Genomic DNA, 21027 nt, shown 5'->3' with positions numbered 1-21027 from the left:
CTGGAAAGCGACGTGCGATGAAAGTCGCATGCGTCGTTTGGGCTGGGGGCCGTCGGAGAAGGACTCGCACCTGCGGACACCTCGCCGACGGCCCACCAGTACCGACGTCACGCCGGTCGTAGACCTCCGGATGGCCGCCGGTGGGCAGGGTGCTGGCCGGCGGCGGGAGCAGGGGTTCAATCAACGACCACTCCGCGTCGCTCATGTCGGAGGGATAGCAGCGTTTGCGCACGTCAGCGGCGTCCTATCGTTCCATGCGGGTGAGGACTTCGAGGGTGGCCTTGACCCCGCCGAGCTGTTCCAGGACCAGGCGGACCCACTCGTCCGAGGGCTGGCGCCGAGCGTGCGGGGCGATGATCCCGGTGATGACGTTGGTGATCCGGTGCAGTTCCGTCATGAAGATCGCCCGCTCGTAAGCGACCCAGATCTCCGGGTCCTCCGACAGCTGGAATCCCTCCGAGCGCGAGTGCGTCACCGGCGGCAGGCCCTCTTTCACGGCAACCCTGCGCAGGAACTTGATACCGGTCCATACCTGGGAGGGGGTACGGCGGGTCGAGCGGCACAGCTGGGCCAGGCTGGCTCCGGCCGGCCGCGCCTCGACCAGCGCCTTGCGTACGGCTTCGCCATGAACGTGGGCGGGCAGGCCCCGCATGGCTACTGCCCCCGCAGCAGCTGGGCGAGGGCCTCGTCCAGATCGGTGCGGCCGGTGGCCACGGCCGTTTCAATCCAGTCGGCGGTAGCGCGCAGTTTCTCCAGGACGGTTCCGACCTGCTCGTGCTGCCGGTCGGTGAACTCGTGCCCCCGCAGTTTCGGCACCAGGCGGGTGGCTCCCGCGATGAAGCCCTGGCAGACCGCCATCAAATCGGCGAACTCCATCTGCCGGTGCCAGCGGCGTACGACGGTGGCCGGGTCGTCGAAACGCTCGTCCTCGCCGTCGTCGCCTTCGCGGGCCAGGACGTCCTGGAACTCCTCGTCGAGTCCGTCGTCCTCATCAGCCTGCTCGAACTGGATCTCGTTGACCATGTAACGAGCGCCGGAGTCCCGCATGGCCACGAACGCCACCTCCCGGCGCTTGAGGAGATCGACCGCCACCCGGCAGGCCACCGTCTCATCCCGCACCAGCTCGGCAACAGCGTCGACCTTCTCCTCCACCGTGACCGGCGTGGACGTCTTCCAGCCCACCACCCGCTTCGCGGCCTCCCCATCCCACGACCGCCGCCCCGTACGCTCATTGAGCGGCGGATGCGCGATCACCTCGAACGGGTCCTCGGCCGAGGCCAGGATCCTGTGGACCTCCCACGACACCCCCGCTACCCGCCGCTCGGCCGGCCACTTCGCCGCCACCCACCGGTACGTACGAACCGTCGACGCCGATAACCCCACGTCTTCCGCGAAGAACGTCAGCGCCTCCTCCACGCTCTGCCCGTCCTCGGGAACCCGCCCGTGACCGCCCCACTCACGCATCGGCTCGATCTCCAGCGCGGCATCCCCCAACGCCCACTGAGCACGCGAGTGCACCTCGACCTCATGAAGCGAAGAGGCCACCAGCTCGTGATAGCGGCTCGCGGCGACATTCCCGATCACGGCCACGGCGGATCACCACCCACCAACAGGACGAGGGCGCGGCCCAACGCCAGCGACACGGACACCGTCCCGCCACTACCAGCACCGTCCGCCACCCCCAGAACAGATCACCAGCAAAGAGCGAAAAACACCCGACTGGACACATGATCCGCCTATTCGACAGCGGCCGAAGACAGCCCCTGACCACCCAGCGACCGAAGCTGGCACCGCATCAGCCCCCGTCACTCACCGTAGAAGCGAGACGGCTTCTTAGGGGTCTTTGTGGTCCAAGCAAACACGGGGTGGAGCCAGGCGTGTCCGCCGGCTCCACCGCTTCTGATACGGAACCCTTGCTAAGGCACGTGGTGGGGGCTCCGTGCGTTACCGAGCTCAGTCAAGATTGAGGAGCCCGGTGATGTAGTCGTTCGCGACCCAGCCGTACTCGCCCGAGTGGGAACCGGAGTACACCTGCACGTAGGCGTACCCCGAGGAGGACAAGCAGCCGACGTAGATCTGCGTCCAGTCGTACAGCAGGCCGCGGGAGGAGTAACCCGTCCCCGGACCGGTACGGAGGTTGACCCCGCTCTCGGTACGGACGTACTCGACGTGGTCAAACGACCTGCTGCATGCCTCACGGCCGGGGCCGCCGGCCGCCGAGGCCGTAGGCGCCATCGCCGCGGCTCCACCGAGTGCCAAGACGGTCGTGGCCAGGGTCGTGGCGACCTTCCGGCGTATGTTCATCTGTCTTCTCCTTCAAGGTGGAGGGCGCGCAAGGCTCCTCCACGTGTCATGGGCACCCCAGTGCTCTCGGGGTGATCTCCGTTCTCACCTGCTACAGGTGTGCGGAAGGCGCATGGTGTGACAGTGGGAGTGCACGAGTTTTTCTGGAGGGCGGAGCAGCAGGTCCGGAGCGCCCTTCGGCCTCCGGTAGATGACGACCGCAGGCCTCGAGGCCGGGTCCGCGTCCGACGCAGAGATCGGGAGCGATACGCGTCCTGCCAAGTGCGCGCTCGGGGCTTCACCGGGGGCTGGCGCCTTCCAGCGCGGCGCCGGTGACCTGACCGCCGCTGGAAGCGTTGAGCCTGTATGACGACGATCGCTGTACGGCCGATGCCGGTCGTCGCTCCGGAGTGCGAGGCCACGTCGCCGTGCTCCAGCGATACCCCCATCTTCGAGGAGCTCGTCGCTTGCTGGGCTGCCGCCGAGCGAGTCGTACCCGGCCGGGCTGATCAGGAATGGGACCGGCTGGTCCGCCAAACGCCCTGGCCCCAATGAGCATCTAGAAAATGCTGCATCGGCCAGCAGGGACGACGAACGCCGGGGCAATCGTCACCGCGGCCTGCGTAGGAGACGGGGCGGAGGCAGCCGGCGACCGGAAGGTCGGAGCGCCGGAGGCGCTGCCGTTCGGCACTGAAGCCGAAGGCCTCCCCCATGGGGCGTGACCTGGCGCTGCGCCGGCCCGCTGGCGGGGATCCCCGTGGCAGTCGGCGCAGGCTCACGCACTGCACGCTTTGCGTTAGGGACGCGCGGTTCGTACGCTGCACAGGCCCCGGCCCCGAGACGCAAACTTGGGTCGGGGCTTCTCTATGGGCTGCGCCGGGTGGCGAACCGCAGGACCGGGGTCGAGCCACAGCCGGAGTCACGCGCGGTGACGTGCACCACAACCCTGCGTGCAGCGCCTTTACCGTTGAGTGGCGCGTTGGCGACCGCGGTCGTTGGGCGGCCCATTCTCGGCTGTCGACAGTTGGTTGACCCAACCTTCCCGTAACGACGCAATTCCGCACCGAAGCTGACGGGACAGCAGCTCCAGGTTCGCTGACGCAACGGTTGGTGAGCGGTCATCAATAAGCAGGACTTTTGGCCCCAATAAGCCAGATCAGGCATACCGCCCAGATGGGTAAAGCGGCAAGCCTAATCTTCCTTGACGTGCACAAACGGCCGTGTCAAGGTCGGGTAAGTTACCGATCAGAATCAGTCCGAGTCGGTCGGATTCAGTACGGCATGGGGACGCAGGGGGGAGAGGACTGTATGCGTATCGACCCGTCACCGGCCAATACAGCCGAGGGTGTCCGCGGTACGAATCAAGATCATTTCCAGGCATTCTCCACCCCGGGACCGCTTCCCCGGATGCAGTGGGCCGTCCGATCTGCGGCTATCCTCCCGCTCGTCAGCAATGTGATCATCGCAGCCCAGCCCGCGTGCGCGGCGGCGCTGGTCGCGGCTGTGCGCCGCCGCCTGGTGGTGCGTCACGCAGGGGCTGCCCAGGGGAGGGTGAGGCGCAGTGAGCAGTCGCGGTGTCGCCGGCTTCGATGCCGAGGCGCTGCGTGCCCTGCGCACCGCCGCCGGAATCTCGCAGCGCAAGCTCGCCGGCCACGCCCGCGAGCACGGCGCGCAGGTAGCCGGCCCGCACATATGTCTGTACGAGCGGGGGAAACGCACCCCGGAGCTCCGCACGCTCACAGCCCTCGCTTCGGCCTTGGATGTCCCGCTCTCGGCGCTCCTGGAGGACGACTCCACCCGCAGTCTGTACTGGCTGCGCGCGCGCAAGGGCATGAGCCAGCGCGGCCTGGCCGCAGCGCTCGGCATCGCTCAGGCCCGTTGGTCCCGGATCGAACGGGGCCAGTCCACGCTCCACGAACACCATGTGCCGCTCGCCGCGAAGCTCCTCGAGGTCAGCGAGGGACAGCTCCGCTCCGCAATGGCCGCCGCCCGTCGCCCGGCACCACGCTCCTGAATGCGGGTTCCGCCCTGCGTCACGGGCCCTGACCGGACCGGGGCCTTTCGGCCGACGGTATTCACAGGGCACCCGGCGCTCTGAACCCTCGCCAGATTCATGTAATAGACACGCTCTCCGAACAGCATTCATTGAGGAGATATCGCTCATGGCAATATCGACGGCCGATCGTGGCCGGACCCGTCGCGGCCTGCGCGCAGTCACGCTGGGCGCTGCCGCGCTGACCGGTGTCTCCCTGCTCAGTGGCTGTGGCGGCAAGGCGAAGGACGAGTCGCTGGGGGACGACCCCGTCGCCAGCACGCCGGCCTCTGCCGCATCGAGCGCGTCGGCCAGTGCCGACCCGCAGGAAGCGGTCAAGGGCGAGGTGACCACGGCTTACCGGAAATACTGGGATGCTCAGATACAGGCCTACGCAAAGGCTAGCCCGGTCGGCACCGACCTTGAGAAGTACGCCTTCGACAAAGCGCTGAGCAAGGCATTGGGCGAGCTGGCGACCCTGTACAACAACGGCAACGTCATCAAGGGCGAGGTCAAGGTCGACCCGAAGGTGTCGGCGCTCAGCCTTGACGAGAAGCCGAAGAAGGCGACGATCGCGGACTGCACCGACGTCTCCCGGTGGGTCCTGCAGAACAAGAAGAGCGGGCAGGCGGTGCCGCTTCCGAAGGAGCGTCTGACGCGCTTCCAGACGACGGTCTCTCTCCGGACGGTGGGAGACGCGTGGAAGGTCGTCGACGTCCAGCAGCTGGACAAGCCGTGCGGGTAAAGGGGATCTGGGCAGCGGCTGCCTGGGCTGCTGTCGTGCTGTGCGCCAGCCTCCTCGTGCCCGTCCCCGCATGGGCTGACGGCGGCGAGACCGACGTGCGCGGCTGCCAGAGCACCTGGATCTGCACGGGCGTCCACACCAAGGGCTCCACGGGCGGCGGAGGCGGAGGCAGCAGCGAGAGCGGCTCCCGAGGAAGCGGAGGGGGTGGCTCAGACAGTGGTGGCGGAGCAGCCAATTGCACCAATGGAGAGCCCTCTCGCGACACGCCGGCCTGTCACATCGACGGCGTGGGCGACTACGACGGCGCTGGCTGCTACTGGCAGCTGAGAGAACCACCGCCGCCCGCCGATGACCCCGTGTGGGACGGGCACAGCCCTAGCGATGGCGGCGCGATCTGGTCGCACAACTGCATGGATAGCAACGGGCGCGCGAACATCGGCAGCTCGTACTTCCCGGCAGCGCCCCCGGGCGCCGTGGTCCGCCCGCCCTCGGCCGCCGAACTGGCGCAGCAGGCGTTCAGCAAGATGAAGCTCGAGGCACCGAAGGTCGGCAGTGCTCCGCCGCCCGGGAGCAAGGGCCTGATCGGCATGCCGGTGTGGATGTGGGTGGAGAAGTCGGAAACGACCTGGGGTCCACAGTCGACCACGGCGTCGGCCGGCGGGCTGTCCGTCACCGCGACGGCGAAGGTGACGGGCATCGACTGGAACATGGGCGACGGGAAGAGCGTCCACTGCGCCAGCCCGGGCACGCCGTACGACCCGAGCCTCGGCAAGAAGGACTCGCCGGACTGCGGCTACCGCTACACAAAGGTCGGCGAATACCAGATCACGGCCACCACAACGTGGGTGGTGACCTGGACGGCCACGAACGGCCAGACCGGGACGCTACCCAACCAGACCCGCTCGGCACAGACTGCGGCACGCGTCGGCGAGCTGCAGGTCGTCAACTAGTACGAGGAACAAGAGAGATGGCGACGAAGTTCGCGAAGCGAGACAAGGGCGGGGCCGCCTCCGAGGCTCCTGCGGGGCCGCTGCCGATCACCCAGGACGCACCGCGCCGACGGCGCCGTCCCGTCGTGATGGGGGCCGGCCTGGCCCTGGCGGCGGTGGGGGCGCTGATCGCGGTGTGGCTGGTGAATGATGCCGGTGACCGCGTCAGCGTGATCGCCACGGCGAAGCCCATACCCGCCGGTGCCGTGATCAAGCCCTCGGACCTGGTCATCGCGCACGTCTCACGCGACGCAGCGCTGCACCCGGTGCCGGTGTCCGAGAAGAAGGCGATCATCGGCAAGGCGGCGGCCGCGGACATCCCGGCCGGGATCCTGGTGACGAAGGACTCCGTGCGGGAGACCGGGAGCCTCACCCAGGGCAAGGACGTCGTGGGCATTCTCGCCAAGCCTGGCCAGCTGCCGTCGCGGCAGCTCGAGCCCGGAGATGAGGTGACCGTCGTCTACACCCCCCAGGGCGGCAACGGCAACGCCCAGGGCGCCGGCGCCAACGGCAAGGCAGACGGCAAGAACGCCGGGCCCGACAGCCAGCCGGCCGTCGTCACCCGGGTCGGCGACGCGGACGCCAACGGCGCGCGCGTCGTGGACGTCGCCACGACTGGGAACAGCAGCGCGACCCTGGCCGCGTGGGCGGCCAGCGGCAGTGCCTCGATCGTGCTGAAGGCGAAGCACTGATGTCCGTTATCGCTCTGGCTTCCGGTAAGTCCTGCGGGGTCACCGTCTCGGCCCTGGCGCTTGCGCTGTCGTCGCCCCGCCCGTCGCTGTTGGTCGAGGCTGACCCGGCCGGGGGCACGATCAGGGTCGGCTACCTGCAAGGGGAAGGCTCGGCCCAGGTCGGGCTGCACCGCCTGGCCGCCGCCGAGCGGCAAGGTCCGCACGCCCTCGCCACGGAGTTCCGCCGGCACTGGGTCGCCCTAGACCAGGAGCACAGCGGCAAGCGCATGCTCCTGCCCGGGCTGACCGATCCGGCGCAGGCCCCGTCGATGGCCCGGACCTGGGATGCCATCGCCGAGCTGATCGCTGTCATGGATGGGCACGGCTATGACGTCATCATCGACGCCGGACGCATCGTGGCCCAGTCCGAGACGCGGCTGAGCACCACGGTCTACCCGGCGCCGCTGCTGCGGGCTGCGGACGTGGTCCTGCTGACGGTGCGTTCGACGCAGGCCTCGGTGCTCGCCACGAGGCCGGCCGTGCGGGTGCTGCGCGAGGAGCTCGCGCAACACGGCACCGGTGCGGACGCGCTGGGGCTGCTGATCGTGGAGGAGGGCTCGCTGTCCTCGAGCAACATCCAGCAGTGGCTCCAGACCCCGGCCTACGCGGCGCTGGAGTGGGACCCCGACACCGCGGACGTCCTCACCCACGGCGCGTTCAAGAAGTCCGGACGGGGCCTTTTGCGCTCGGCCCGGACGGCGCACGACCGGATCCACGAGATCGTCACCCGGCGGCGCATCCAGCTCGCGCGGCCCGCACCGGTCCAGGGCTGAAGGAAGGAACCATGACTGTGAACCCGGCGGGCCCTGGCCTGCCCGACCCCGCGTCGTCCCTGGACGCCGCATTCGCGCAGGCACTCATCAGCCGCACAGCCGCGCCCGGATCGGCCTCCCCGGCCGCGATGCCGGCCCCCGTGGCCCCCGCAGCCGCGGAGACCGCGAAGTCCCCGGCGCCCGGCGGGTATTTCAGCACGCTGCCGGTGGCGTACGAGGTCATCGCGGAGCTGCGGCACCAGGCGAGCCTGAAGGTCAGCCAGGCCGCGGCCGCCGACGGCACGATGAGCGACGAGGACCGGCGCCAGCACGGCATCAAGATCATCAGTGAGACCGTCAGCGAGTGGGCGATCAAGTACGCCGCGACGGGCCAGCCTCCGCTGACCGTGGAGCAGGAGAACCAGCTGCGCAAGGCCGTCTTCGACGAGCTCTTCCGCGCCGGCCGCCTGCAGCCGCTGCTCGACGACCCGAACGTCGAGAACATCCTGATCAACGGCGACCGCGTCCGTGTGGACTACTCGGACCGGCCCTCGCAGATGTGGGAGCCGATCGCCCCCAGCGACGCCGAGCTCGTGCGGCTGATCAACCACATCGCGAGGATGGGCGGCCAGGGCGAGCGCGCGCTGACCCCGGCGACCCCGAACCTGAACATGAGGCTGGCGGACGGTTCCCGTCTCGCCGCCTCGTACGGGATCACGCCGCGGCCGCAGGTCGTCATCCGCCGCCACCGCACCCGCGGCCAGGGCCTGAACGATCTCGTGAAGCTGGGGTCGATCGACTCCACCCTCGCCGCCTTCATTAAGGCCTCCGTCCAGGCCCGCAAGAACGTGGTGATCGTCGGCTCCCAGGGCGTAGGAAAGACGTCCCTGCTGCGCGCGGCCGCCCGCGAGATCCCGCGGACCGAGCGGGTCGGCACCCTGGAGAGCGAGTACGAGCTCTACCTCCACGAGGACCCCGACGGCCCCGAGGTCGTCGCCTACGAGGGACGCGAGTCCAACGGCGAGCGCGGCCCGGACGGCCGGCTCATGGGTGAGCTGACCCTGTCGGATCTCTTCCCGCAGCTGCTGCGTATGTCGCTGCGTCGCATCATCGTCGGCGAGGTCCGCAGCAAGGAAGTCGTCCCGATGCTCCACGCGATGAACGAGGGCGAGGGCGGCAGTATGTGCACCTTGCACGCCCGCAGCGCGCTGCTGAGCATCGAGCGACTGACCACGCTGTGCCTGGAGGCGGGCATCGGCATGTCCGAGCAGCTGGCGCTGCGTCTGATCGCGCAGGCCGTGGACCTGGTCATCTACATCCGGCTGGTCGACGAGACCGAGCTCGTGGACGCCAATGGTCGCCCGGGCCGCAAGCACCGGTTCGTCTCCCACGTCATGGAGATCACCGGGATCGGCGAGAACGGGCGCCCGTCCCACCAGATGATCTTCGCGCCGCGCGAGCAGGACGGCCGCCGTGAACCGCGGGCCGTCCCGCAGATGATGCCCTCCGGCACCTACCTCGCCGACATCGAGCGCGTGGGCTTCGACCGGAGCCTGCTGATGCAGCCCTGGGGGGCCTGGGAGGACCGGCTGAGCACCGTGATGCCGGTATGACGCTCACGCTCTCGTCCCTGATCGCCGCCCTGGCCGCCGTCATGGTGGTCGCCGGACTGTTCATGGCCGTCGCCGGCGGCATCGGCTGGGCACCCGGCCCTGCCCGGCGCCGCAGCCGCCTCGAGCAGCGCCTTCGCGCCTCCCTCGGCCTGGGTCCCAACTCCTCCCAGTCGTCGGCCTGGTGGGCCAAGCGCGGTACCCGCCTGGCCGGCGCCCTGGTCCTGGGACTCGGAGTGTGGCTGTTCAGCTCGTGGCCGATGGGCGGTGTGGTGACCGCGGTCATCGTGATGGGGCTGCCCTGGCTGCTCAACCCCGGCTCCGGCTCCAAGGAGCAGATCGCGCGCCTGGAGGCGGTCGAGGAGTGGGTGCGCCGGCTGTCGGACATCCACACCGTCGGTGTGAGCCTGGAGCAGAGCATCCAGCGCAGCCTGCAGACCGTGCCCAAGCCGATCACCGGTGAAGTCACCCGCCTGGTCTCGCGGCTGCAAGCCGGCTGGCTGCCGCAGGACGCCTACCGGGCCTTCGCCGACGAGATGGACGACGCGATCTGCGACGAGGTCGCCGCCCTGCTGATCCTGCACGTCGAGGACCGCGGCGCCGGTCTCGGCCGGGCCCTGAACGACCTGGCCTCGGCGCTCTCCCAAGAGGTCCTCTCCCGGCGCGAGGTGGAGGCCGACCGGCAGAAGCCGCGCACGAACGACCGCTGGGTGACGATCTTCTGCCTGGTGATCTTCGCGGTGTCGATGCTGTCCGGGGCGTATGTGGAGCCCTACACCAGCCCGGTCGGCCAGCTGGTGCTGGTCGGCCTGGGGATCGGGTTCGTGCTGGTGAAGATCTGGATGCGTCGGATGGCGGTCATCGAGCCGTCGCCGCGGTTCCTGTCCTCGGCGGACCGTACCCCCACCGAGAAGGAGGCCGCCCGGTGATCTCCCCTTACGCCGTCATCGCGGGCGTCGCAGTCGGGCTCGGCCTGGTCGTCTTCTACCGGGGCCTGCGGCCCGGCCGGCCGGACGTCGGCGACGTCCTGACCCGCATGGACGCATCCCGCCTGGAGAACCTCCAGCCGGTGCGCATCGACGGGACCCCGGCCACGGGGCTGGAGCGCGTGGGCGCCGCGCTGCTGCGCGCGGCCGGCGAGGGCACCCTGCGGCTGCCGCGCCAGGAGCTCGAGCTGATCGGCCGCACCCCCACCAAACACGTGGGCATGAAGGTCGCCCTCGCGCTGTACGGTCTGCTGCTGCCCACGATCGTGGTCTCCATGGCCGCCCTGGCCGGCTACCCGCTGCCGCTGCCCGTGCCTGCCGCCGCTGGCCTGGTCCTTGCCCTCCTTTTCTGGTTCGTGCCGGACGTGCACGCCAAGCAGCGCGCCACCGAGGTACGGGCCGACTTCCGGCACGCCATCAAGGCCTACCTGCGCCTGGTCCAGCTGGAGCGGGCCGCGGACGCCGCCCCCACCCAGGCCCTCAAGCGCGCGGCCGAGGTCGGCGAGGGCTGGGTCTTCACCAAGATCCGCGACGCGATCACCCGCGCCGAACTCGAGGGCATCAGCCCCTGGGAGGGCCTCAAGCGGCTCTCGATCGAGCTCGACGTCCCCGAACTCGGCGCACCGGCCGACATCATCTCGATCGCCGGCGAAGAAGGCGCGGCGGTCGGCGAGACCCTCGGCGCACAGGCCCGCTCGCTGTCCGGGGCCCTGCTCACCGCAGCCAAGGCCAAGGCCAACGACGCCAGCGAGCGCATGATCATGCCCGTTTCCGTCCTGGTCGTGATCATGACCGCCTACATCGGCTACCCCGCGCTCACGCGCATCATGGCCAGCTAGCCCAAACCCACCTGAAGTGAGGTAACTCCATGTTCAACGACCCGATCTGGACGGCGCTTTCGGTGCGCGCCCAGGACGTGATGGCCCGTCTGAAGCAGGCCCGCGAGGAGGACCGCGGAGGGATGAGCATCGAGGCGATGATCCTCGTCGGCGCCCTGGTGGTCATCGCCGGTGTCGCGGCCGCCGTTCTCCTGGCCAAGGTCAACGAGAAGAAGGACGCCATCAAGTGACCTCGGCGCTGCGCCGCTGGTCCCGCTCCCTGGCCCGCGCGGCCCGGGAGCGGGACCGCGGTGCGCTCAGCCTCGAGCTCATGGTCGTCTTCCCGGCCGTGCTGCTGCTGATCCTCTTCGCTGTCCACGTGGGCCTGTGGTGGCACGCGCGCAACGTCGCGCTGGCTGCCGCCCAGCAGGGGGTGGAGCGCGCGCGTGTCCGCGGGGCCAGCATCAGCACCGGCACGGCCGAAGCCCGCGACTTCCTCAACCGGGCCGGCGGCAGCATCTCCGACGCCCATGTCGGCGGCAGCCGCGGCCAGACGGTGAGGATCGAGGTCACCGGGCACGTCGCCACCGTCGTGCCCGGGCTGACGCTGCCCATCCGCCAGCACGCCGAGGCCGCGACCGAACGGATCACCACGCCGTGAACACCCAACTCCTGACCCGCTGGCGCCACCGCGCCGGCCGCGACGAGGGGGCCCTCTCGCTCGAGGCCATGATTCTGCTGCCCTTGTTGATCCTGGTCGTGTGCCTGATCATCGCCTTCGGGCGGATCCAGGCCGCCGGGAACACGGTCGACGCCGCTGCCCGCAACGCCGCCCGCGCCGCCTCCCTGGAGCGCAGCGGTGGGGCGGGGCGCGCGGCCGGGGAGCGGGTTGCGCAGGATGTGCTGAGCCAGCAGGGACTGCCGTGCACCTCGTTCTCCACCAGCATCTCCACCGGTGGGTTCTCCGCGCGTCTGGGCGAGCCGTCCGTCACCACCGCGACCGTCAGCTGCACCGTGCGACTGTCCGATATCGGTATGCCGGGGCTGCCTGGGAGCAAGACGCTCACCGCGAACTTCACCAGCCCGATCGATACCTACCGTCAGCGAAACTAGAGGTCAGGGACCTATGACCGCCGCCCGCTCTTCCGTGCCGTCCCGTCTGCGGGGCGTCTTCGCCGCCGCCCGGCGCAACGATGACGGCGCGATGTCGTTGTTCGTCCTGGTCACCATCGTCGGCCTGTTCGCGATCGCCGCGCTCGTCATCGACGGCGGCGGCAAGCTGCGCGCCCTCACCCACGCCGAGGGCGTGGCCCAGGAAGCTGCCCGGGCTGGCGGTCAGGCCATCGATGCCGGCAAGGCCATCTCCGGCCAGGGCATCACGGTGGACCGCAACGCGGCCGTGGCTGCGGCCCGTTCCTACCTCACCGCCGCCGGGGCCAGCGGCACAGTGACGGTCAGCGACGACGGAGCGGCCCTGAAGGTCACCGTCGCCGAGACGTACAGTCCCAAATTCCTGCCCGGCGGAGGCTGGTCCGTCACCGGCCGGGCCAGCGCCGATCTGGTCTACCGGGGATAGCCGATATGAAGTCACGCTCCACCGCCGCCGCCATCCTGCGCGGCCTGATATGCCTAGCAGTGCTCGTCGCCCTGCTGGTTCTCGTGCCGTACCTGTTGCTCCAGGTCGGCGTCCTGCCTCACCATGTGCCGTCGCTCGACGAGGTCACCACCGCGCTGACCAGTCCGGACGACGGGCAGCTGTTCCTGGGGGCGATCACCCTCATCGGCTGGTACGGCTACTTGAGCTTCGCCGCGTCGGTGATCCTGGAGCTCTTCTCCGCCCTGCGCCACCGCAGCGCGCCGCGCATCAAGGTCCTGGGCGGCACCCAGCGCCTGGCCGGCACCCTGGTCGGCGGCATCGTCCTGCTCCTGCCCACTTCCGCCGCGTTCGCCGCCACCACCCCGGCCACCGCCGCCAGCGTCTCCGTGACAGCTCCGCAGACCACCGGCACCCCGGCCGCGTCCACCACCGCGCAGTCCGCGCCCACGGCGAAGGCAGCTGCCGCGTACACGGGGCCGGTCCATGAGGTGAAGCAGGGCGATTCGCTGTGGGAGATCGCCGAGCAGCGCCTGGGCTCGGGTACGCGCTGGCACGACATCGTCAAGGCCAACGAAGGCGTCCCCCAAGCCGACGGCACAGTCATCAGCGCGGACACCGCGTTCCTCCAGCCCGGCTGGAAGCTCCGCCTGCCCGCCGACGCCAAGCCCGTCCCCACCCCGGCTACGGCCGCTGAGTCCAACGGCGCGCATACCCAGCTCGCGGCCGCGCCGGCCGACGCACCTGCGGCGCCCCACGCCTTCCACACCGTCAAGGACGGCGAATCCCTGTCCTCCATCGCCCAGGCCGAACTCGGCGACGCGGGCGCGTACCAGGAGATCGCCCAGCTCAACAAGGACAAGCGGCAGAGCGACGGCCGCACGCTGACCGACCCGGACGAGATCTACCCCGGCTGGGAGCTCAAACTCCCGGCCGCGCACGGTGGCAGTGACCGCAGCGACGCCGGCACCCCGTCGCGGGATACGAAGCCTGCGCCGAAGCCGGATCACGCCCAGCAGCAGGACAAGCAGCACCAGGCCCCGGCCCCGGGGACGGACAAGCAGCACGACCAGGGCAAGGAAGACGGCCGGGACGGCAGCGGGGGGCACACGGCTCGCCCGCAGACGCCCGCCGAGCAGCCGTCCGCGCAGACGCCAGCGCCCCAGGCACCGGCCGAGTCGCCGTCCACCGGCGCGCCCGCCGAGCAGGCGCCCGTCCAGCAGGAGACGTCCGAGGGCAGCGAGCAGAGCGTGAAGACGGTCGCGGCCGCCGGGAGCATCCTGGCCGCCGCCGTGCTCGCCGTCATCGCCACGCGGCGGGCGCGCCAGCAGCGCCGGCGCAGGGCCAAGCGGCGCATCCCCATGCCGTCCGGCGCGACCGCGGACTTCGAGAAGCAGCTGCGCGTCGCCTCCGACGTCACCGGCACCGTGCTCGCCGACCGTGCCCTGCGCACCTTGGCCTTCCGCTGCCGGGAGGCGGGCCGGCCGCTGCCCGAGGTGGAGGCGATGCGCATCACCGCACGCGGTGTGGAACTGCACCTGGCCGCCGCGACACCGCCGGTCGCGCCGTTCACCGAACGCGAGGACAACCCGGCCCTGTGGTGGTGCCCGGCGCGCGGCGCCGACCTGCTCGATGAGGACCAGGCCGCCGACATCGCTCCGCCCTACCCGGCGCTGGTCAGCCTCGGTGAGACCGAGGACGGCGACGCGGTGCTGGTCGACCTGGAGACGATCGGCCTGCTCCGCCTGGACGGCAGCCCGGCCGAGGTCCGCGCCGTCATGCTCGCGCTCGCCGTCGAGCTCGCCTCCTCCCAGCTGGCACCCGCCACCCAGGTCGTTCTCACTGGATCCGGAAGCGACCTGCAGACCCTCTACCCCGACCAGATCGACCACCACACGGACCTGGGCAGCGCCACCGCCGAACTGCAGGCCCATGACGCGTTCCAGCGCGATGCCCTCGACGAGGGCAGCCACGACCATCTGCGGGCCGCACGGCTGAGCGACGAGACCGCCGCGGACTCCTGGATCCCCCGCATCCTCATCTCCACCACGGCACCGACCGGCCCGGCCGCCGGCGTGCTCGAGGACCTGCTGACCTCGCGCCCGCGCACCTCCGTCGCAGTCGTCTCCGCAGCCGGCGGCGAACTCGACCTGCCCAGCTCCTGGACCCTGCCCGCCCAGCCGGGCACCCCGGTCGAACTGCCCGGCCTGGGGCTGGCGGTGAAGCTGCAGCACCTCGACGACGCTGCCTACGAGCGGCTCGTGCAGCTCCTCGCCACCTCCAGCCGCACCGACGACGTGCCGCCCCCGCCCTGGACCCAGCACACCGGCCCGGCGGACCGCAACGGCCCCCACGGCACAGTCGCCGCCCCTGCTGAAGAGGCCTCCGCACTCGCTCCCGAGACCACCACCGTCCCCTCGGCCACCACAGTCCAGGCCACGGCTCCGGCCGGAGACCTGGCAACCGCTCTTCCCAACCTCACCTCTCTGGCACCCGCCCCCGCACCCGCCGCCCCGGCAACGGACACGGACCCGGGCGCCGCCGATAGGGAGGAGTCCGCCAGCGCGCTGTCTCCGGCCGTCGCTGCCGGGGCGCAGCCGTCCCCCCTCCCGGAAGGAGCGGAGGTTACCGCCGCGGTCGGCGATCCGGAGGACGAGGATGGGGGCGGCATCACCCCGGCGAAGGACGCGGGCGCGGAGGAAGAAGAGGAGTCCGCCAGCGCCCTGTCGCCCGCCGTCGCCGCCGAGGCCCCGGCCTCCCCGCTCACGGCCGCCAGCACGAATACAGCAGCGCCCTCCGCCGAGCGCCCCGGTCAGGACCGGCACGGCGCAGAAGCCGACGACGAGGCCGCCTCCGCGCTGGGAGCCGAGGTCTGGGGACGGCCCGAGTCCGCCGACGCATTCAACGAAGCGCTCGGCGAGGTCCTCGCCGAGCAGGCCGCCGGGCACAAGCCGGACGCCGCCGAGGACGAGGAAGCCGACTCGGGCCTGTCCAGCGCGGCACTCGGTCACAGCGAGACGCAGCAGGCGGCCCCGGTGGAGCGGCGGATCGTGCCCCGGCCGAGCGCCGCCACCTCCACGGTGCTGGCCGCGCTCTCCACCCCGCCCGAGCCGCCGGCCGCACCCCAGGTGCTGGTCCTCGGCCCGGTCGACGTCGTGGGCACGCTCGGCCGCGTGGAGAGCAACCGTCGCAACTCCCTCAAGGAAATCGCGGCCTGGCTGGTCCTCCACCCGGGCCTGAGCCGCCAGGACCTCGACGAGGCGATCTGGCCCGGCATCCGCACGCTCGCCGACTCCCGCAACTCGGCCATCAGCAAGCTGCGCGCCTGGGTCGGCCGCGACCCGCTCCTTGCGCCCAGCGACCCGCAAGCCGCCTACCTGCCCCCCGTCAAGGGCGGCGTGTACGCGTTCAACAGCCAGGTCACCTCCGACTGGCACCAGTTCCAGGAGCTGTACCAAAAGGGCATGCACCACGACGGGCCGGACGCCGACGTCGCCCTCGCCCAGGCCCTGGCCCTGGTCCGCGGCCGGCCCTTCGCCGACGTCGACCCCTCCAAGTACACCTGGGCCGAGGCCGACATCCAAGAGATGATCAGCGCGATCGTCGACGTCGCGCACGAGCTCGCCGAACGCCGCCGCCACGTACGCGACTACCGCGCCGCCGCGCAGGCCGTCACCAAGGGCATGATCGTGGACAACCAGTCCGAGCTGCTCTACCGCGACCTGTTCACCATCTGCCACGAGATGGGCGACCGCGAGGGCCTGGAGCGCGCCGCCCACCAGTTGGCCAAGATCAACGCCGAGGAGGGGTGCGACTCCTCCCCCGAGACGGTGGGCCTCCTCCGGACCCTTCTGAAGGGCGAACGCGCCCATCCCACCCTCAAATCCGCCGCTTCATGACCTATCCCGTTTCACATTCCCATCGGTCCGCTGTCACACCGCACCGCTCCACCACACCTGTAGAGAGCGAGGGCCCCTCCACGGCCGACCACCCTACGAAGGAGAGACCGCGCCCATGACCACCCGCCGGCAGCGCAGCGCTGCCCTGCACGTCGGGTCTGCCGCTACGGCACCGGCCGGCCCGGCAGACCACGCCCGGGAAGGAGGCCGCTGATGAACCTGTCCCAGTGGGCTCTGCCCGCAGGCATGGCCGTGGCGGGTATCGGCGCCGTCGTCGCCGTCGCCATGCTGCTCGCCCACTGGCGCCGCGGCATCAAGAGCAGCGCCGACGCCAAGGAACGGGCCGAGCTCGACCTCCAGCGCCGCCAGGCATGGCGGCGCCGCCTGGCTGTGATCGCCCTCGCGATCGGCTGCGTGATGATGTTCGTCCTCGCGGGCATCGCCGCCTGGCTGTCGTTCGGGGCACAGCGCGAGTACGCCCACGCCCACAACGGGGGCGATTGGGACGCGGCCACGGGGTTCGCTTTGTTGCTGGACGCCGGTGCACTCAGCCTCAGCTTGATCAGATTCTTCGAGGCGCTGACCCTGCGCTCCTCCGGACTGACCCGTCTGCTGCTGTTCGTATTCGTCGCCTCCAGCGCGCAGATGAACCTGCTCCACGCCCCGGAGTCGGGGGCGGGCGGGGCATTCCTCTCGGTGGTTCCTCCGCTGGTCTACGCCGTCCTGCTCGAGATGCTGCTGGTCAAGATCGAGCAGGTGATCACAGGCCGGAACAAGCAGAACAAGCCCGACCAGGAACGTGGCTACAGCCGGCTGCTCTGGCTCCCCTGGCCCATCGGCGCGCCCGTGCAGATGTGGAAGAAGTGGCGGAGCGAGCTGCTCGCCACGATCGAAAACGTCCGGGCACCGGGCTCCCAGAGCCCCCTCGCCCCGCCCATGGAACCCGTGCCGAACGCGCCTGTCACTCCGGAGCCGGTCGTGCCGGAAGCAGCCAGCCCTGAAACCGTCGCCTCGGAGCCGGTCGTTCCCGAGCCGGCCGTGCCGGCGCCCGCTGAACCGGCCGGTGCCAAGGTGCTGCTGGACAAACCCGCCGCGGCACAGCTCCCTCCCCCGGCCCCCGAACCGGCGCCGGAGGTGGCTGCGCACGTGCCCCAGCCGGCGGATGCGGCGACAGCCCCAGCGCCCGCTGGTCCGCCGCCGGCCGCACTGAACACTCCCGACCCCGCTCCGGAACCCGCTCAGGTTCCGGAACCGGCTCCGGAACCTGAGCCGGCGCCCGACCCTGCCGAGGCCACCGAGCGGCCCAACGGCAAGGCCCGGCAGGAGGACACGCCCATCGTGGGGGACCTGCCCGAGACGGCCACCGAGGCCGAGGGCGAAGCGCCCTCGGCTGACGCAGCGGACGCGGCTGACATGGTCGAAGAGGTACAAGAAGCTGACGAGACCGAGGATCCCGCCGGTGCTCCGGAGCCCGACCCGCAGACCGGAGCGGCTGCCGGGGAGGAACCGGTGACGAGCCCGCCGGCCGCGAAGGGCGCTGTGACGAGCGGGGATGCGGCCGAGGAGAGGCAGGACGACGTCCGGCACGACCGTCCCGCACCCGGGGCCGGTGGCGACGAGGTGCGCGAGCGCCCGCGCATGCAGATCGATCTCTCCTCCCTCCCCGCGAACGAGGGCCCACGCCAGCTCGCCGAGCGGATCTACGTCGCCCACTACGTCGCCGGGCTGCCCCTGGACAAGGGCGACCTGGCCAAGTGGGCGGGCTACAAGAACCCACACTCGGGCGGCAACGAGTACCGGCGGCTGGAGCGACTGTACGGCCCGATCCTGGAGAAGGACGGCGCCGGGTACGTCGACCTGGACTGGTCCAGCCTCGAACAGCACGCCGACACCATCGCCGCTCAGCAGGCGGCCTGACCACCGAGTGGCCCTCCTTCCCACACGCGCCGGGAAGGAGGGCCTCGGTGTCACAGGGGATGGGTAGTCTCGGCCGGCCGACACGAGATGACGGGACATAGAGGAGACAGCGGCTGAGCATCGGCGGCGACTCATGCGATCGCCGGGGCGCGCTGCTGCTCAAGAACCTTCTCGGCGCCAATCGCGGTCCCGCTGCTCCCCGAGACCTCCGCCGAAACCGGTGTTCACGCTCTGGGCACGGTCCGTCGCGACGGAGTCCCGTGGTGCGCGGACCATGCTCTCTCTAGAGGCGCCGATTTCACCACGCCTGGTGTTGGCGATGAAGCCGAGGCGCCGGTAGAACTCGTGCAGCCGGTCCAGGTCCGCGCCGAAAGTGTCGCTTGGGCTGAGTGCCATCGGTACACCTCGTAGGTCGGCCGCAGAAGTGATGTGCTCCATGACGAGGGTGCCGAGCCCGTTCCCTCGCTCGCTCTCCGGGAGGACGATCCAGAACAGGATGAGATACGGACCGCGATGTCAGTGGCCGAGTTCGAGCCGCACGCTCGGGTAGCTGGCCTGTATCTCCTCGGCCAGGTCATCGGCCCATGACGTTGGTGGCTGGTCCATGAGCGCTCCTTTCGATGACGAAGTTGACCACTGTCCGGTGATGGACGATGACGCGGCGAAGCACTTGGGCCCCAGCGGAGACTGGCGGCAAGGTGGACGTCAACTGGTACCGCCTCACGGGCACCTTCGCCGTGAGCACCTACGCCCCGTACGGCAAGGTGCCGGAGGGCTTCGATGAGTGCAACTGGCCGGGGCCCGCTGGACACCCGCCTAGAGTGCGGGCGCCCGGTGAGCGCTGCACGGTCGCCGCCGTTCTGGCGGTTTGCTATTTGGCGGTCCAGCCGCCCAGGTTGTTCTCGTCGGCTCCCGCTGCTTCGTGCAGCGCCTGCAGGGAACTGAAGATGCCGTGCGGCAGGTAGCTGGACCGGACGTCCAGGTCCCACCCGTGTGCTTGGACCGCGAGGGCGGCCAGGGCCAGAGGGCCGAGCGGCAGCAGCGTCCTGGGGGCGGGGTCGGGGTCCTGGCTGTCCCGGTGCTCGGTGAGCCGGGCGGCGAGGGCCTGCTCGAAGGCGTGCTGGTCGTCGTCCAGGAGCACGCGGAGAAGGCGCTGGTCCGGCGTCAGGGAGCCGGCCATGTCCAAGTGACGGGCCGCCTCCGCGCGTTCGTCGGCTTCGGGTCGGCGCAAGGGGATGGTGGGCCAGTCCATCGGCAGGTGACCGCGCGACGGGGTGAGGTAGCTGCACAGTGCGTCCATCGCGGCGAGGTCCGCCGGATCCGACACCGAGGTCAGCTTCGAGTACGGGATCCCGTCGCGGATCGCGGGTGCGAGGTCGCCGCGCAGGAGCAGTCCAACCACCCGCTGCCATTGCCACGTCAGGCCGCTGACCAGGCAGATCGCAAACGTGTCCCACCACGTGCGGGCCGTGGGGGCCTCATCGATGACGTCGTCGCCGAAGACGACCTCTTCGCTGCTGAGCGTCTCGTCGATGAACGGGAGGGGAATCTTTTGGTCGCCATCGGGGAAGCAGCCGACGTTCAGTATCCCCAGGGAGCACTCCGCCGCGGTCAGCAGCGCTGTGCGCGACGGCTCGTCGAGTGCAGGGTCCGTGGCGGTGCGGGCGGCGACGTGGTCGAGGAGTTCGTCGTGCATCTCCTGGAGTCCCTTCAGGGACAGATGGTCGTAGCGGAGCCCGTGATAGCGGTAGAACGTCCGCCGGTGGATGTCCTCCAGCGCTTGGGCGATCTTCTGCTCGCTGACCGTATGGCGTGTCACGTCCTGCACGGATGCCGTCCTTCGTTGATCTTTCCGGTCGGCGTCGATGATGGCAGTCACCACTGACAGTGCCGCTGCGCGTTGCCGACAGTGCCGGGAGGTCGCCGGCTCGCCCTCGGAGTCCAGGGGCAGCGCTCATGCACAGTCCTGCCCGGAGCAGGGCGCGCGGCGGTTCGCGCCGGGCGGGATCAGATCGGCAGGCCGACCAGCCCCCATCCACGGTGGTGTGGCCGATCCATCTCCCGGGGGCGGCAGCATGAGCGGTGAAGGGCTCACGCAGTTCCTCAAGCCGCGGGCCGGCTGCATCCCATGCCCGTGTCAGGGCGGGGACGTCCGGGGGCGGGCAGTAGGCCCACATGGAGCTGTACCACGGCTCGGCGTCATCCTCGTCCAGGCCGTCGTCGGTGCCGGGCGGGGTCCAGATCAGCCCGGCGAGGAATACATCGAGCGCCGCCCGCAGGTCGGCCGGGGCGTGCTCGCGTACGGCCTCCCATCGCTCGCCCGCCCAGAAGTGGGGCTTGAACGACCCCAGGGTGCCGCCGAACTCGTACCGGGCGCACCAGGTAGGAAATCCCTCGGCGACGGGTGGCAGCCAGGCCCAGCCGTCCTCGACCGATCCGTCATCGATGTCGGGGTCCGCGGCCTCGATGAGCGCGTGCTCGCGTTCGAGGACGGGGATGTTCTCCAGGTGGGCCCACTCGACGATGAGGGCCGTGATGTCCGCTCCCATGATCAAGGGAGCTTATGTGGCCGGTGCACCCGGCGGTCGCGGGGGCGTGGGTGGACCACCTCCGCCGCACCCGACCGCCTGCCGGTTCGATTCGACCGGCGGAGCCTGGCGAGCCAGCACGC

General features: G+C 70.4%; 18 protein-coding genes and 1 pseudogene. 14 read left to right on the top strand and 5 right to left on the bottom strand.

Annotated features, from left to right (window positions below):
- Window positions 1-103: 103 nt before the first annotated feature.
- From ACOTKD_RS30945 to ACOTKD_RS30930, 4 genes and pseudogenes are all read right to left on the bottom strand, one after another.
- Window positions 104-232: pseudogene (locus tag ACOTKD_RS30945) on the bottom strand (transposase); the annotation flags it as partial.
- Between the two features lie 12 nt (window positions 233-244).
- The gene (locus ACOTKD_RS30940; RefSeq protein ID WP_424892314.1) at window positions 245-652 is read right to left on the bottom strand and encodes a hypothetical protein; all 408 of its coding nucleotides are present in this window, start codon (window positions 650-652) and stop codon (window positions 245-247) included.
- Window positions 653-654: 2 nt separating this feature from the next.
- Window positions 655-1590 carry a DUF6192 family protein gene (locus tag ACOTKD_RS30935; protein ID WP_424892312.1) on the bottom strand — a complete coding sequence of 312 codons (936 nt, stop codon included), beginning with the start codon at window positions 1588-1590 and terminating at the stop codon, window positions 655-657.
- A gap of 363 nt (window positions 1591-1953) precedes the next feature.
- Entirely contained in the window at window positions 1954-2304 is a 351-nt protein-coding gene (locus ACOTKD_RS30930; protein ID WP_424892311.1) for a hypothetical protein, read from the bottom strand.
- Between the two features lie 1540 nt (window positions 2305-3844).
- On the opposite strand from ACOTKD_RS30930, the gene ACOTKD_RS30925 reads away from it, so the two are divergent.
- The 14 genes from ACOTKD_RS30925 to ACOTKD_RS30860 all read left to right on the top strand — a co-directional run bounded on the left by ACOTKD_RS30925 (window position 3845) and on the right by ACOTKD_RS30860 (window position 18356).
- A complete protein-coding gene (locus tag ACOTKD_RS30925) occupies window positions 3845-4297 on the top strand; it encodes a helix-turn-helix transcriptional regulator (protein WP_424892310.1) in 453 nt (150 codons plus the stop codon).
- A gap of 148 nt (window positions 4298-4445) precedes the next feature.
- On the top strand, window positions 4446-5060 hold the full coding sequence (locus ACOTKD_RS30920) for a hypothetical protein (protein WP_424892309.1): 615 nt from the start codon (window positions 4446-4448) through the stop codon (window positions 5058-5060).
- Between the two features lie 410 nt (window positions 5061-5470).
- Window positions 5471-6010: an ATP/GTP-binding protein gene (locus tag ACOTKD_RS30915; RefSeq protein WP_424892308.1), complete on the top strand. Its 540-nt coding sequence runs from the start codon at window positions 5471-5473 to the stop codon at window positions 6008-6010.
- 17 nt (window positions 6011-6027) lie between these two features.
- Entirely contained in the window at window positions 6028-6741 is a 714-nt protein-coding gene (locus ACOTKD_RS30910) for an SAF domain-containing protein (protein ID WP_424892307.1), read from the top strand.
- Window positions 6741-7553 (top strand): hypothetical protein, encoded by an 813-nt coding sequence (locus ACOTKD_RS30905; protein WP_424892306.1) that lies wholly within the window; start codon window positions 6741-6743, stop codon window positions 7551-7553. Before ACOTKD_RS30910 ends, ACOTKD_RS30905 begins: the two co-directional genes overlap by 1 nt.
- Window positions 7554-7564: 11 nt before the next feature.
- Complete coding sequence (locus tag ACOTKD_RS30900; RefSeq protein WP_424892305.1) at window positions 7565-9145, top strand: CpaF family protein; 1581 nt, start codon at window positions 7565-7567, stop codon at window positions 9143-9145.
- Window positions 9142-10071 (top strand): type II secretion system F family protein, encoded by a 930-nt coding sequence (locus ACOTKD_RS30895; protein WP_424892304.1) that lies wholly within the window; start codon window positions 9142-9144, stop codon window positions 10069-10071. Before ACOTKD_RS30900 ends, ACOTKD_RS30895 begins: the two co-directional genes overlap by 4 nt.
- Window positions 10068-10967: a type II secretion system F family protein gene (locus ACOTKD_RS30890; protein WP_424892303.1), complete on the top strand. Its 900-nt coding sequence runs from the start codon at window positions 10068-10070 to the stop codon at window positions 10965-10967. Before ACOTKD_RS30895 ends, ACOTKD_RS30890 begins: the two co-directional genes overlap by 4 nt.
- Before the next feature lie 29 nt (window positions 10968-10996).
- Window positions 10997-11197, top strand: coding sequence for a hypothetical protein (locus ACOTKD_RS30885; RefSeq protein ID WP_424892302.1), 201 nt, complete (start codon window positions 10997-10999; stop codon window positions 11195-11197).
- A complete protein-coding gene (locus ACOTKD_RS30880; RefSeq protein WP_424892301.1) occupies window positions 11194-11607 on the top strand; it encodes a TadE family protein in 414 nt (137 codons plus the stop codon). Before ACOTKD_RS30885 ends, ACOTKD_RS30880 begins: the two co-directional genes overlap by 4 nt.
- On the top strand, window positions 11604-12059 hold the full coding sequence (locus ACOTKD_RS30875; protein ID WP_424892300.1) for a TadE/TadG family type IV pilus assembly protein: 456 nt from the start codon (window positions 11604-11606) through the stop codon (window positions 12057-12059). The genes ACOTKD_RS30880 and ACOTKD_RS30875 overlap by 4 nt, the downstream gene beginning before the upstream one ends.
- Window positions 12060-12072: 13 nt before the next feature.
- On the top strand, window positions 12073-12522 hold the full coding sequence (locus ACOTKD_RS30870; RefSeq protein ID WP_424892299.1) for a pilus assembly protein TadG-related protein: 450 nt from the start codon (window positions 12073-12075) through the stop codon (window positions 12520-12522).
- A gap of 5 nt (window positions 12523-12527) precedes the next feature.
- Window positions 12528-16439, top strand: coding sequence for a LysM peptidoglycan-binding domain-containing protein (locus tag ACOTKD_RS30865; RefSeq protein WP_424892298.1), 3912 nt, complete (start codon window positions 12528-12530; stop codon window positions 16437-16439).
- Window positions 16440-16652: 213 nt separating this feature from the next.
- A complete protein-coding gene (locus ACOTKD_RS30860) occupies window positions 16653-18356 on the top strand; it encodes a DUF2637 domain-containing protein (protein ID WP_424892297.1) in 1704 nt (567 codons plus the stop codon).
- Between the two features lie 871 nt (window positions 18357-19227).
- Here ACOTKD_RS30860 and ACOTKD_RS30855 read toward each other — a convergent pair.
- Window positions 19228-20184 carry an immunity 49 family protein gene (locus ACOTKD_RS30855; RefSeq protein ID WP_424892296.1) on the bottom strand — a complete coding sequence of 319 codons (957 nt, stop codon included), beginning with the start codon at window positions 20182-20184 and terminating at the stop codon, window positions 19228-19230.
- Window positions 20185-21027: the final 843 nt, after the last annotated feature.

Origin of the sequence: Streptomyces sp. XH2, assembly GCF_049725035.1 — a bacterium.
GTDB classification, from domain to species: domain Bacteria; phylum Actinomycetota; class Actinomycetes; order Streptomycetales; family Streptomycetaceae; genus Streptomyces; species Streptomyces roseoverticillatus.
This window is presented reverse-complemented; position numbering and strand designations above follow the sequence as displayed.